Source organism: Streptomyces griseoloalbus (assembly GCA_014650015.1).
Classification (GTDB): Bacteria; Actinomycetota; Actinomycetes; order Streptomycetales; family Streptomycetaceae; genus Streptomyces; species Streptomyces griseoloalbus.
In genome coordinates this window covers 47,730-61,363 of the sequence record BMUD01000020.1, presented here as the reverse complement: position 1 = coordinate 61,363, position 13,634 = coordinate 47,730, and the positions used below count along the sequence as shown (strand labels likewise).

10 protein-coding genes and 1 riboswitch are annotated in these 13,634 nt (G+C 70.9%); of the genes, 1 reads left to right on the top strand and 9 read right to left on the bottom strand.

What is annotated here, in order from left to right:
* The first annotated feature begins 40 nt into the window (after window positions 1–40).
* The gene (locus IE178_RS26540; RefSeq protein WP_193514052.1) at window positions 41–2,569 is read left to right on the top strand and encodes an ABC transporter permease; all 2,529 of its coding nucleotides are present in this window, start codon (window positions 41–43) and stop codon (window positions 2,567–2,569) included.
* 60 nt (window positions 2,570–2,629) lie between these two features.
* On the opposite strand, the gene IE178_RS26535 is transcribed toward IE178_RS26540, so the two are convergent.
* From IE178_RS26535 to IE178_RS26495, 9 genes are all read right to left on the bottom strand, one after another.
* On the bottom strand, window positions 2,630–3,928 hold the full coding sequence (locus IE178_RS26535; RefSeq protein WP_193514051.1) for an SAM-dependent methyltransferase: 1,299 nt from the start codon (window positions 3,926–3,928) through the stop codon (window positions 2,630–2,632).
* Window positions 3,929–4,307: 379 nt separating this feature from the next.
* Window positions 4,308–5,693, bottom strand: coding sequence for an NAD(P)/FAD-dependent oxidoreductase (locus IE178_RS26530; RefSeq protein ID WP_193514050.1), 1,386 nt, complete (start codon window positions 5,691–5,693; stop codon window positions 4,308–4,310).
* 609 nt (window positions 5,694–6,302) lie between these two features.
* The gene (locus tag IE178_RS26525; protein ID WP_193514049.1) at window positions 6,303–7,256 is read right to left on the bottom strand and encodes a Ppx/GppA phosphatase family protein; all 954 of its coding nucleotides are present in this window, start codon (window positions 7,254–7,256) and stop codon (window positions 6,303–6,305) included.
* A complete protein-coding gene (locus IE178_RS26520) occupies window positions 7,253–7,798 on the bottom strand; it encodes a DUF501 domain-containing protein (RefSeq protein ID WP_184766000.1) in 546 nt (181 codons plus the stop codon). The genes IE178_RS26525 and IE178_RS26520 overlap by 4 nt, the downstream gene beginning before the upstream one ends.
* 62 nt (window positions 7,799–7,860) lie before the next feature.
* A complete protein-coding gene (locus IE178_RS26515; protein WP_184766001.1) occupies window positions 7,861–8,337 on the bottom strand; it encodes an FtsB family cell division protein in 477 nt (158 codons plus the stop codon).
* A 111-nt stretch (window positions 8,338–8,448) separates the two neighbouring features.
* The gene (eno, locus tag IE178_RS26510; protein WP_193514048.1) at window positions 8,449–9,729 is read right to left on the bottom strand and encodes a phosphopyruvate hydratase; all 1,281 of its coding nucleotides are present in this window, start codon (window positions 9,727–9,729) and stop codon (window positions 8,449–8,451) included.
* 244 nt (window positions 9,730–9,973) lie between these two features.
* Window positions 9,974–10,663: a LysM peptidoglycan-binding domain-containing protein gene (locus IE178_RS26505; protein ID WP_184766003.1), complete on the bottom strand. Its 690-nt coding sequence runs from the start codon at window positions 10,661–10,663 to the stop codon at window positions 9,974–9,976.
* Between the two features lie 4 nt (window positions 10,664–10,667).
* A riboswitch (cyclic di-AMP (ydaO/yuaA leader) is annotated at window positions 10,668–10,839 on the bottom strand.
* Window positions 10,840–11,044: 205 nt separating this feature from the next.
* Entirely contained in the window at window positions 11,045–12,025 is a 981-nt protein-coding gene (locus IE178_RS26500; protein WP_193514047.1) for a LysM peptidoglycan-binding domain-containing protein, read from the bottom strand.
* Window positions 12,026–12,219: 194 nt separating this feature from the next.
* Window positions 12,220–13,515, bottom strand: coding sequence for a cytochrome P450 family protein (locus IE178_RS26495; protein ID WP_184766005.1), 1,296 nt, complete (start codon window positions 13,513–13,515; stop codon window positions 12,220–12,222).
* Window positions 13,516–13,634: the final 119 nt, after the last annotated feature.

The window sequence follows — 13,634 nt, the reverse complement described above, 5'->3', positions numbered from 1 at the left end:
GTCCGCGCTCCCTCCCTCCTCTGGACTCGAGTAGACACCCATGTTCCGTACCGCCCTGCGCAATGTGCTCGCGCACAAGGCCCGGCTCCTGATGACCGTGCTCGCCGTGATGCTCGGCGTGGCCTTCGTGTCGGGGACCCTGGTCTTCACCAACACCCTCTCCGCCGCCCTGGAGAAGCAGTCCGCCAAGGGCTTCGACCACGTCGACGTCGCCGTCACGCCCGACTTCAAGGAGGCCGAGGGCGACAAGGTCGGCGAGGTCCAGGAGCTGACCCGCGCCCTGGTCGACGACAGCGCCCGGGTGCCCGGCGCCGCACAGGCGATCGGGATCGTCACCGGCTTCACCGCGATCGCCGACCGGGACGGCAAGCTGATCGGCAACGGCTTCCAGTCGCAGGGCGGCAACTACTGGGGCACCGAGGACCCCCGGTATCCACTGGTCGGCGGGCACGCGCCGAAGGGTGAGGGCGAGATCCTCATCGACTCCGCGACCGCGGAGCGCACCGGCTACGAGGTCGGCGACACCGTACGGATGTCGGTCGACGGTCCGGTCCTGGAGCCGGTGATCGCCGGCATCTTCACCACCGACGACGGCAATGTCGCGGCCGGTGGCAGCCTCACCCTGTTCGACACGGCGAGCGCGCAGAAGCTGTTCGGCAAGGCGGGCACGTTCGACGAGATCGCCGTCAAGGCGAAGGACGGCGTCAGCCAGGCCGCGCTGCGGGCCCAGCTGGAGAAGGCGCTGCCGTCCGGCGTCGTGGAGACCACGACCGGCGCGGAACTCGCCGACGAGCAGGCGGAGACGATCGCCTCCTCGATGAGCGGACTGAAGCAGGGTCTGCTGGTGTTCGCCGGTATCGCGCTCTTCGTCGGCACGTTCATCATCGCCAACACCTTCACCATGCTGGTCGCCCAGCGCACCCGGGAGCTGGCGCTGATGCGCGCCGTCGGCGCCTCCCGCCGTCAGGTCACGCGGTCGGTGCTGATCGAGGCGTTCGTCGTCGGCGCGGTCGCCGCCGTCGCCGGACTGCTCGCCGGGGTCGGCATCGGCGTGGGGCTGCGCTCCCTGATGGGGACGCTGGGCGCGACCGTGCCCGACGGGCCGCTGGTGGTCTCGCCCGGCACGATCGGCACCGCGTTCGCCGTCGGCGTCCTCGTCACCATGCTCGCCGCGTGGCTGCCCGGCCGCCGGGCGGCGAAGATCCCGCCGGTGGCGGCGATGAGCTCCGTGCACGCCAAGGCGACCACCAAGTCCCTGGTGCTGCGCAACACGCTGGGCGCGCTGTTCTCGGCGGCCGGTGTCGCGGTGGTCCTCGCGGCCACGACGATGAAGGGCTCCGACGGCCAGGCCCCCATGGGCATCGGCGCGGTGCTGCTGATCACCGGCGTCTTCATCCTGACCCCGCTGCTGTCCCGCCCGCTGATCGCCGCCGCGGCTCCGGTCCTGCGCGTCTTCGGGATGCCCGGCAAGCTGGCCCGGCAGAACTCGGTGCGCAATCCGCGCCGTACCGCCGCCACCGCGTCCGCGCTGATGATCGGGCTCACCCTGATCACCGGTATGACGGTGGCGGCGGGCAGTCTGCAGAAGTCCATCGACAAGATGGCGGCCGCCGCGATCGAGGCGGACTACGTGGTGTCCATGAGGAACGGCAACGCGCTGTCGCCGGACGTCGAGAGGAAGCTGAGGCAGACCGACGGCGTCACCGCCACCAGCCCGATGCGCACCGCGGTCTCCCGCATCGACGGCCGGACCGAGTACCTGACCGGCGTGAACGGCGCCACGTTCGACGACCTGACCGAGTTCGAGACCCTCTCCGGTGCCTTCGAGGTCGGCGGCACGCGGGTCGTCGCGGACGAGGCCACCGCGAAGTCCTACGGCTGGAAGGCCGGTTCGTCCTTCACCGTCGCCTACGAGGACGGCCGGAAGCAGAAGCTCACGGTCGCCGGCCTCTACCAGGGCAACGACATGATGAGCGGCATCATGATCGACACCGCGACCCTCGCCCCGCACGAGTCGGAACCGGCCGACATGATGGTCATGGTGAAGACCGCCGACGGCGCGTCCGGCGCGGTGAAGGAGTCCCTGGAGAAGGCCCTCGGCACCAACCCGGGGATCCAGGTCCAGGACAGGAAGGACCTCTCCAACGAGATCGCCCAGATGTTCACCCTGATGCTGAACATGCTCTACGGCCTGCTGGCGATGGCGGTGATCGTGGCGGTCCTCGGCGTCATCAACACCCTGGCGATGTCGGTGTTCGAGCGCTCCCAGGAGATCGGCCTGCTGCGGGCGATCGGCCTGGACCGCAAGGGCATCAAGCGGATGGTCCGGCTGGAGTCCCTGGTGATCTCGCTGTTCGGCGGGGTGCTCGGAATCGGTCTGGGCGTGTTCTTCGGCTGGGCCGCGGGTGAGCTGATGGGCACGAGGATGGCGACGTACGAACTGGTCCTGCCCTGGGGCCGGATGGCCGTCTTCCTGCTGCTGGCCGCGCTGGTGGGTGTGCTGGCGGCGCTGTGGCCGGCCCGGCGGGCGGCTCGCCTGAACATGCTGCAGGCGATCAAGGCCGAGTAGGCGTACGGCGTGACGCGGGCCCCGTTCCCTTCCGGAGCGGGGCCCGCCGTCGTGTGGGGGTCAGTTCCAGGTGCGGGCGCGCAGCGGGAGGGTGGAGGCGCCGGACTCGGGGGTCCTGACCGCGAGGACCTGGTTGACGCCGATGCGGTTGCGTTCGAAGGCGAGCGCGGACGCGGCCATGTACAGCTGCCAGACGCGGGCCCGGCCCGGACTGGTGAGGGCCACCGCGCGGGCCCAGTCGGCCTCCAGGTTCTCCACCCAGCGGCGCAGGGTGAGCGCGTAGTGCTCGCGGATCGACTCGACGTCGCGCACCTCGAACCCGGCGCGCTCCAGCAGGGTCACCGTGGTGCCCAGCGGGGCGAGTTCGCCGTCGGGGAAGACGTAGGCGTCGATGAAGGGGTCCACCTGGTACGACGACTCGTCGCGCTGCGGGCGGCGGGCGATCTGGTGGTTCAGCAGCCGTCCGCCCGGCTTGAGGAGGTGGCGCAGGGCGGTGGCGTACTCCAGGTAGCGCTCGGAGCCGACGTGTTCGGCCATGCCGATGGAGGAGATGGCGTCGAAGGGGCCGTCGAGGACGTCGCGGTAGTCCTGTACGCGGATCTCGACGCGGTCGGTCAGGCCCTCGTCGGCGACGCGCTTACGGGCGTAGGCGGCCTGCTCCTGGGAGAGGGTGACGCCGACGACGCGCACGCCGTGGTCGCGGGCGGCGTGGATGGCCATGGAGCCCCAGCCGCAGCCGACGTCCAGCAGACGCTGCCCCGGCTTCAGGGCGAGCTTGCGGGCGACCAGTTCGAGCTTGTCGTGCTGGGCCTGTTCGAGGGTGCCCCGCGGGGGCGGGGCGGGCCAGTAGGCGCAGGAGTACACCATGGACGGGCCGAGGACGATCTCGTAGAAGTCGTTGCCGACGTCGTAGTGGTGGCTGATGGCGCGCCGGTCGCTGTGCTTGGTGTGCAGTCCGCGGCGGGGGCGGCGGGCCTCCTCGCGGGGCGGGGCGGGCGGCAGCGGGGGGCCGGCGAGGGCGAGGAGTCCGCGGGCGGCGGAGCGGAAGTCGGGGTCGCGCAGGGCCTGGGTCAGGGTACGGGCGTCCTCGTCGCGTTCCCAGACGAGGCCGGCGACGAGGTCGAGAGCGGTGTAGAGGTCGCCGTCGACGCCGAGGTCACCGGCCACCCAGGCGCGGGCGAGGCCGAGTTCGCCCGGCTTCCAAAGCAGGTGGCGCAGGGCGCGGCGGTTGCGGACGACCAGGGTCGGGGCGCCCGGAGGGCCGGCCTGTGATCCGTCCCAGGCCCGGATGCGGACGGGGAGGGGCGTGCCGAGCAGTTGTTCGAGCAGGCCTTTCAGTCGGGGGGCGGCGTCTGGCATGGGGTACACCTCCGTGACGGGGAATCCCGGAATGTCGTCACCACGTAAACACCTGGAGGGCGCCCAGGCAGTCCCCGGCGCGCGTCATCCTTGGGCAAAACGCGCTGGGCTGCGGCGGCGGGGGCGGGATTCGCCCACCCGGCCGCCCGACCCGGTGGGGCGGGACGGCACCCCCGCGGCTCCGCCCCGGACCCCGGAACCGCCCGGCCACCCGCCGGGCCCGGGAGGCCGGAAGGCGCCCGCCTTCGGCTCCGCCCCGGTCCCCGCCGGGGGCTCCGCCCCCAGCCACTCCCCCTCGACTCCCCGAAGACGCCGAAGGGGCCGCCCGCACCACGGATGGCGGGTGGCCCCTTCGGGGAGGCGGTGACCTGAGGTGGGGTCAGGAGGCCTTGGCCTCGGTCTTCTCCTGCTTGGCCGGCGCGGGCGCCGGAGCCGGCTTGGCGGCCTCGTAGAACTCCTCGCGCGGGGACTCGATCGCGCCCAGGGACACGACCTCGCGCTTGAGGAACATGCCGAGGGTCCAGTCGGCGAAGACGCGGATCTTGCGGTTCCAGGTCGGCATCGCCATGCCGTGGTAGCCACGGTGCATGTACCAGGCGAGCCGGCCCTTGAGCTTGATCTTCATCTTGCCCATGACGATCATCGCCACGCCCTTGTGCAGGCCGAGGCCCGCCACCGCGCCCTTGTTGGCGTGGCTGTACTCCTTCTGCGGGAAGCCCCGCATGCCGGAGACCACGTTGTCGCCGAGCACCTTGGCCTGGCGCAGCGCGTGCTGGGCGTTCGGCGGGCACCAGGCGTTCTCGTTGCCGGCCTTGCGGCCCACGAGGTCCGGGACCTGGGCGTTGTCGCCCGCGGCCCAGATGTAGTCCGTGCCCCTGACCTGGAGGGTCGGCTCGGTGTCGACGTGGCCGCGCGGGCCGAGGGGCAGACCGAAGCGGGACAGGGCCGGGTTCGGCTTGACGCCGGCCGTCCACACGATGGTGTTGGAGTCGACCTCGAGGCCGTTCTTCAGGACCACGTGGCCGTCGACGCAGGAGTCCATCGACGTGGACAGGTAGACCTCGACGCCGCGGCCCTCGAGGTGCTCCTTGCCGTACGCGCCGAGCTTGGGACCCACCTCGGGGAGGATCTTGTCGGCGGCGTCGACGAGGATGAAGCGCATGTCCTCGCGGGACACGTTGTTGTAGTACTTGGCCGCGTCGCGGGCCATGTCCTCGACCTCACCGATGGTCTCCGCACCGGCGAAGCCACCGCCCACGAAGACGAAGGTGAGCGCCTTGCGCCGGATCTCCTCGTCCGTGGTGGAGTCGGCCTTGTCGAGCTGTTCGAGGACGTGGTTGCGCAGGCCGATGGCCTCCTCGATGCCCTTCATGCCGATGCCCTGCTCGGCGAGGCCGGGGATCGGGAAGGTCCGGGAGACCGCGCCGAGCGCGATCACCAGGTAATCGAAGGGCAGTTCGTACGCGTCACCGACCAGCGGGGCGATCGTGGCGACCTTGCGGTCCTGGTCGATGGTGGTGACCCGGCCGGTGAGGACCTCCGCCTTGGGAAGCACGCGTCGCAACGGGACGACGACATGCCGCGGGGAGATGCTGCCGGCGGCGGCTTCGGGGAGGAAGGGCTGGTAGGTCATGTACGACCGCGGGTCGACGACGGTGACGGTCGCCTCGCCGTAACGCATCTTCTTCTGGATGCGCCGAGCTGCGTACAGGCCTACGTACCCACCGCCTACTACGAGGATCCTGGGACGCTCCGTGGTGCTCATGCCATCGAGTATCCACCCGTCTCAGGGGGGTACCTCGTGCGCCCCTTCACAAGGTCGGACGGGGCCTGTGTTAAACTCCCGCGCTTTTTGCTCCAGATCGCTACGCGGAACGGGAACCGGAGCACCCCACGGGACGTTGTCAATGCCGCGTGAGCTGCCTCTCTGTCGGCCGGAGGGCGGAGTGAGGTCGCTTCGCGGGACCGCGCGACCTCACCCGGGGGAGCCGCTCCAGACGTCTTCTGAACGCGTTCAAAGGGGCGTTGGGGCCCCGGACGGGTCAACGGGGCCCAGTTCTTCGACCTACCGGGGACAATTCCTTGTGAAGAACTTCACGAACTTTCTCGGCGGAGCCCCGCCGGAGGGCCCGCACAAACCCCCGGACCGCGCTCAAACGCTATACCGACAGCTCAGCAGAGTGCTACTGATCGGTAATAAATGGAGCCAGGACCCCGGCCGGGCGATGCCGCCGAGGATCGCCCGCGAACGGTGAACTCGTCGTCCTCGCCGTCAGGTGGGCGACCGACGGGACGTCCACCGCAACCCCGTGGGGCCCGCCTCTCATCCCGCGCCGGTTGCCAGGGACCAGCCGATGCCGTCGAGGATCGCTCCTTAACGCGCCTCGGAGGCGCAACTCCAAGCGATGCCGTCCAGGATGTCGTGCTCCGACACCACGACCTCCTCCGCCCCGATCCGCTCCATGATCGACAGCAGGACGAGGGCCCCCGCCCCGATGACGTCGACCCGGCCCGGATGCATCGAGGGCACGGCCGCGCGCTCGGCGTGGGTGGAGCGCAGCAGCCACTCGGTGATCTCGCGGACCCGGTCACGGGAGACGCGTGAGTGGTGAATCGCCTCGGAGTCGTACTCGGGGAGGTCCTGGGCGATCGCCGACACCGTCGTGACCGAGCCCGCCAGGCCGACCAGGGTGTGCGCCTCGCGCAGCGGGACCGTCTCCTCGGCGTGGTCCAGGGCGGCCTCGATGTCGGCGCGCATCGCCGCGATCTGCTCCTCGGTCGGCGGGTCCGTCACGGCCCCGTCCCGCACCAGGTGCCGCTCCGTCATCCGTACGCAGCCCACGTCCACCGAGCGGGCGGCACGTACGTGGTCGTCGCCGACGACGAACTCGGTCGAGCCGCCGCCGATGTCCACGACCAGGAAGGGGCGGCGCAGGTCGGACCGGCCCGTCAGCTCTTTGGTCGCGCCGGTGAAGGAGAACTCGGCCTCCTGGTCACCGGTGATGACCTCGGGCTCCACGCCCAGGATGTCCAGCACCCCGCGCACGAACTCGTCGCGGTTCTCCGCGTCTCGGGAGGCGGACGTGGCGACGAAACGCAGGTGTTCCGCGCCGTGCTCCTTGATGACCGCCGCGTAGGCGCGGCAGGCGGCGAAGGTCCGCTCCAGCGCCTCGGGCGCCAGCCGTCCCGTGCGGTCGACGCCCTGGCCGAGCCGCACGATCGTCATCCGCCGGTCCAGATCGGTCAGTTCACCGGTCTCCGGGTCGGCGTCGGCCACCAGGAGCCGGATGGAGTTCGTACCGCAGTCGATGGCGGCGACTCGGGTCACTGGTCGTCCTCCCTGGCCGCGGTGGGCTCGGGCAGCGTCACGCAGGCGCCCTTGCGCCACCACTCCGGCAGCATCGCCAGCGCCTCGTCGCCCAGCGGGTTGACCCCGGGGCCGGCGGCCAGCGAGTGGGCGACCAGGACGTGCAGACACTTCACCCGGTCCGGCATGCCGCCCGCGCTCGGGAAGTTCCTCAGCTCCTCGATCTCGTCGCGGCGCCGGATGTAGTCCTCGTGCGCCGCGCGGTACGCGTCCGCCAGCTCCGGGTCGGTGGCCAGCCGCTCCGTCATCTCCTTCATCACGCCGTTCGCCTCCAGCGTCCCGATCGCCGAGGCGGCCCGGGGGCAGGTGAGGTAGTAGAGCGTCGGGAAGGGGGTGCCGTCGGGCAGCTTCGGCGCGGTCTCCACCACGTCCGGCTGTCCGCAGGGGCAGCGGTGCGCGATGGCGCGCAGCCCGCGCGGGGGCCGTCCGAGCTGCTGCTTGAAGGCCTCGACGTCCGCGTCGGTGGGCTCCGTGCGCGGGGTCGTGGGCGGAGGCGTTTCCATACCTGTCTTTCTGCGGATCTCGGCCGCTTTGCGCGGCTTACGACAAAGGGTCGGCCAGGGGGTCACCCGGCGGCGGCGTCGGACCGGTCGACACCGTCCCAGACGTTCGCGTACCAGGGGCGGTCGGCGGCATCGAGGTCGGTGCGCGACTGCCTGGCGGTACCCGGGTCGATGACGATGTAACCGGTCTCGCCGGGCATCACGTAGTGCAGCCGCCGGCGGATCTCCTGCTCGGCGTAGGCGTCGTCCTGCCAGCGCGCCTTCATGTCGCGCAGCCGTTCGACCCGTTGGCGGGTCTCGTCCTGCTCCTGCTGGAGGTCGGCGATCTCCGCGCGCTGGGAGACGTACTCCCGCATGGGATAGGCGAGGGCCACGATCATCGAGCAGACCACCAGGGCGAGCAGCGCCGCCCGGCCGGTCAGCCGGGAGCGGCGGGCCTGGCGTTTGGTCTGCGAACGGTAGACCCGGGCCGCGGTCTGCTCACCGATCAGCCGGATCCTGGTCGCGGTGGAGAAACGGTCCCGGTCCTTCACCGCCATGTCTCCGCCTCCGGTTCACCTTCATGCGTGGTCATACGTGCGTACGTCCCCGCACACGGTACGGGACCGAGTACGGGGACGTACGTACGACGCTGCCTACGTGAGCGGCGCTCAGCCCTTGAAGCGCGGGAACGCGCTGCGGCCGGCGTACACCGCGGCGTCGTCGAGGATCTCCTCGATGCGCAGCAGCTGGTTGTACTTGGCGACGCGCTCGGAGCGGGCCGGGGCGCCGGTCTTGATCTGGCCGCAGTTGGTGGCGACGGCCAGGTCGGCGATGGTGACGTCCTCGGTCTCGCCGGAGCGGTGGGACATCATGCACTTGAAGCCGCTGCGCTGGGCCAGCTCGACGGCGTCCAGGGTCTCGGTGAGCGAACCGATCTGGTTGACCTTGACCAGCAGGGCGTTGGCGGCGCCCTCCTCGATGCCGCGGGCGAGGCGCTCGGGGTTGGTGACGAACAGGTCGTCGCCGACGAGCTGGACCTTGTCACCGAGCTTGGCGGTGATGGTCTTCCAGCCCTCCCAGTCGTCCTCGAACAGCGGGTCCTCGATGGAGACGAGCGGGTACGCGTCGACGAGCTCGGCGTAGTACTCCGTCATCTCGGCGGCGGAGCGCTCCTTGCCCTCGAAGGTGTAGACGCCGTCCTTGTAGAACTCGGACGCGGCGACGTCGAGCGCCAGGGCGATCTGCTCGCCGGGCGTGTAGCCGGCTTCCTTGACGGCCTCGATGATGAGGTCGAGGGCCTCGCGGTTGGAGCCCAGGTTCGGGGCGAAGCCGCCCTCGTCGCCGAGGCCGGTGGCCAGGCCCTTGCTCTTCAGCACCTTCTTCAGGGTGTGGTAGACCTCGGCACCCCAGCGCAGGGCCTCGGAGAAGGACTCCGCGCCGATCGGCGCGATCATGAACTCCTGGATGTCCACGTTGGAGTCGGCGTGCGAGCCGCCGTTCAGGATGTTCATCATCGGCACCGGCAGCAGGTGCGCGTTCGGGCCGCCCAGGTAGCGGAAGAGCGGCAGGTCCGACGCCTCGGAGGCGGCGTGGGCGACGGCGAGCGAGACGCCGAGGATGGCGTTGGCGCCGAGGGAGCCCTTGTTGTCGGTGGCGTCCAGGTCGAACATCGCCTGGTCGATCAGGCGCTGCTCGGTGGCGTCGTAGCCGACGAGCTCCGGGCCGATCTGCTCGATGACGGCCAGCACGGCCTTCTCGACGCCCTTGCCCAGGTAACGGTTGGCATCACCGTCACGGAGTTCGATGGCCTCGAAGGCGCCGGTGGAGGCGCCGGACGGGACGGCGGCACGACCCGTGCTGCCGTCGTCGAGGCCGACCTCGACCTCGACCGTGGGGTTGCCTCGGGAGTCCAGGATTTCCCGGGCTACGACGACGTCGATGGACGGCACGAGCATCTCCTTCTTGGATGTGACGCGGGTGGGCAGGACCACGGTGGGTCTTGCGAGACCGAGCCTAACCGGCTCCGGGCGATCGGCCAGCCGGTCGCCCATCCCATGGACAGAACCGAGAGTAAATTGTTTCCGAACGGAACAAAGCCCTTTCCGGAAACCGGAGCGCAACCGGGGCACAAAAAGACCCGCCCCGGTGCGTACGGGGGAACACGCACCGGGGCGGGAGCAGGGGGGCCGCTGCTTACTTGAGGTGCAGCTGCTGGCCCGGGTAGATAAGGTCGGCGTCGTCGACGATGTCGTCGTTCAGCTCGAACAGCTCGGCCCAGCCGCCCTTGACGTCGTGCTCCTCGGCGATGGTGCTGAGGGTGTCGCCCTTGACGACCTTGTACTCGCCGTCGCCCTTGGCGACCTTCTTGCCGGTCGGGGTGGTGACGGTCTTCTTCTCCGCCTTCTCCTCGGCGGCCGGGCGCTCGGCGGAACGGGAGGCCTTCTGCTCGGTCTCACGGGTCTCGGTGGAACCGGTGCTCTGCGAGGAGCCCGTGGACGCCCCCGAGGAGGCGGCGTTGGACAGGCCCGTGCCGCAGACCGGCCAGGCGCCCTTGCCCTGGCCCGCGAGGACCTTCTCGGCGATCTCGATCTGCTGGGCCTTGCTGGCCTGGTCGGCGGAGGCGGCGTACGCCGTGCCGCCGTACGCGGCCCAGGTGGAGGCGGAGAACTGCAGACCGCCGTAGTAGCCGTTGCCGGTGTTGATGGACCAGTTGCCGCCGGACTCGCACTGGGCGACGGCGTCCCACTCGGAGGCGGTGGCGGCGGAGGCGCCGCCGGCCGCCATCAGCGGGGCGGCGACGGCGGCGCCGACGACACCGGTGACGGCGATGGCGCGGGTGGCCTTGGACGGACGACGGTGCTTGCCCTTGCCGGAAAACAGCATGGATGGATCCCCTCACCGACGCCTGCGAGGTGAGCTGTCGGGTTCGGGCCGGTTGAGTTGCCCGGCCACGCCCCCCGGAGGGGACGCGGCTTCACCCCAAGCCGTGTCCGGCGTCAACTGCCCGGACTCGGCACTTACCTTGGGTCCCCCGCTCCTGCCTACGGCGCATGACGCGACGACTGTTCCCGTGCTGCCACTGGCAGGATTCGGCGTGGCGGCAGCCGGGGCCCGCGATGGCGAGCGATCACGACCGTAGACACGCGATCCGCGGAAATACAAAGACGATCAGGGCTTCTGAGACCTATCTCTCACAGTCTTTGAACCGGACATTCGTCGCGAATCAAGACGCCAACTGGCGCCGCGCCCACGCGTCTTCGGGCGTCACTTCTCGCCCGGTTCGACCCCGACCGCAAGCTCCTGACCCGGCAGGATGAGGTCCGGATCGACGCCGACGACCTGCTCGTTCTCCGCGTACAGAGCGCGCCATCCACCGCCGAGCTCAAGGGAGTCGGCGATGGACGAGAGGCTGTCCCCGGTGCGCACGGTGTAGGAGCCGTCGGCGGCGTCGCGCGAGGCGTCGGTGCCGCGCGAGGCATGCCGGCCGGACGACTCGGACGCACGGTCCGCGCTCTCGCCCTCGTCGGCGCTCCCGCCGCGGTGACGGCCGGCACCGGTGCCCTCGGTGTCGGTGAGACCCGAAGAGCCGTCGGTCTGCCCCACCTTGTCCGACTCGTCGGTCTTCGGGGTGGCCGAGGCGGAAGGGGAGGTGCCGGAGCCGGCGGACGGGTCGGCGGACGCGTCGGCACCGGCCGATGCGCCGGCCGTGCCCTCCGGGCTCTCCGCTCCTTCCGCGTCCTCCGCGGCGGACGACGGGTCGGACGTGGGCGACGGCGAGGAGGGGGCGGACGAATCACCGGAGTCCGGCGATCCGGACGCCTCCGGTGTCGAGTCCTCCGCCACGCCCGTGTCGATGTCGACCGACGCCGCGTCCTGGTCGAGGCCCGCGAGCAGTCCGCAGGTGCGCCATGCGCCGACCCCCTGGTCGGCGAGGATTCTTTCGGCCACGGCTATCTGCTGGCCCCGGCTGGCCTGGTCGGCGCTCGGCGCGTAGTCCAGGCCGCCGTAGGCCTCCCAGTCGTCCTGGGTCAACTGCAGGCCGCCGTAGTAGCCGTTGCCGGTGTTCTGGCTCCAGGAGCCGCCGCTCTCGCACTCCGCGACGCGGTCCCAGGTCGCGCCGTCGGCCGCGCTGGCGCTGCCGGCCCCGAGGAGCGGGATCGCGATGGCGGAGCCGGTCACTCCGGCCGCGACGAGAAGAGCCGGAGCCTGACGGGGGCGGCGGTGCCGACCGTTCCCGGAGAGCATGCGGGAGACCTTTCACAAGACAGCAATGACCCGCGGCGAGTGGAACCGAGGTGCCGCGCTGATGGGTGAACGTATCGGCAGAGGATCACTTGTCACAAGTTCATGCCGCGCAGATCACGTGAAGATCACAGAGCTGAGGCCGCGTCATGTTTGCGCTGGTCCGCTCCGGGGCACAGGAAGCGGCCGTCGGTCCGTCACGTGCGCGCGGGAGTGAACTCCACCGGCAGCGTGCGCAGTCCGCGCATGATGAGCCCGCCGCGCCACCGCAGTTCGGCGGGTTCCACCGCGAGCCGCAGGTCCGGGAGACGGGTCAGCAGCGTGGCGAGCGCGGTCTGGCCCTCCAGACGGGCCAACGGGGCGCCCAGACAGTAATGGATGCCGTGGCCGTACCCCAGGTGCTGGTTGTCGCGCCGGCCGAGGTCGAGCACGTCCGGGTCGGCGAACCGCTCCGGATCCCGGTCCGCGGCGGCGAGGACGACGAGGACCGGGTCGCCGGCCGCGACGCGCTGCCCGCCGATGGTCACCGGCTCGGTGGCGAACCGCCAGGTGGCGAGCTCCACGGGGCCGTCGTAGCGCAGGAGTTCCTCGACGCCGGTCTCCAGCAGCCCGCGTTCCCCGGCGGCGAGGGCCCCTTGCAGGCGATCGCGCTGCCGGGGGTGGGTGAGCAGGGCGTACGTGCCGTTGCCGATGAGATTGACGGTGGTCTCGAAACCGGCGAACAGCAGGATGAACGCCATGGCGGCGGCCTCGTTCTCGGTGAGGTGCTCGCCGTGGTCGGAGGCGCGGATGAGCCCGGAGATGAGGTCCTCGCCCGGTGCCGGTTCGGCGGGCAGTTCCTCGCGCTTGCGGTGGATGAGCTCGGCGAGGTACCCGCGCATCTTCTTCACCGACCGCGCGACACCGCCCCGGGGGCCGCCCTGGTGCCGGATCATCATGCCCGCCCAGTCCCGGAAGTCGTCCTGGTCCTCCCGGGGGACGCCGAGCAGGTCGCAGATGGCGTAGATGGGGAGGGGGAAGGCGAACTCGTGGATGAGGTCGGCGGAGCCGCCGGCCGCGAACCGGTCGATGAGCCCGTCGGTGAGCTCCTGCACACGGGGCGCGAACTCGGCGACGCGGCGCGGGGTGAACGCCTTGCTGACCAGTCGGCGCAGCCGGGTGTGGTCCGGCGGGTCGATGTTGAGCAGATGCGTCATCAGCTCCGCCTGGCGCTCCCCGGGAATGCCGGTCTTGCCCTTGGCGTGCGCGGGCTCGTCGTGGTGCGCGGGGTTCTTGGACAGGCGGGGGTCGGCGAGGGTCTGCTTGGCGTCGGCGTACCGGGTGACCAGCCAGGCCTCGACGCCACTGGGCAGTCGCGTTCTGTGCACGGGGGCGTGCTCGCGCAGCCAGGCGTAGGCGGGGTAGGGGTCGGCGGCGAACTCCCAGGTGAACAGCTCGGGAACGGGCCCGTGCAGGGGTCCCTGTGAGGGCGGCGGGGTGGGCTGGTCATGCATACGGCGACCTCGGCTGGGGGGCGCGGGGAACTGCGCGAACGGGGTCCGGGGACGGAGCCCCCGGGGACGGGAAGGGAAGGGGCGGCGGGGCGGAACACCTTCGCGCACCGCGCCCCGGC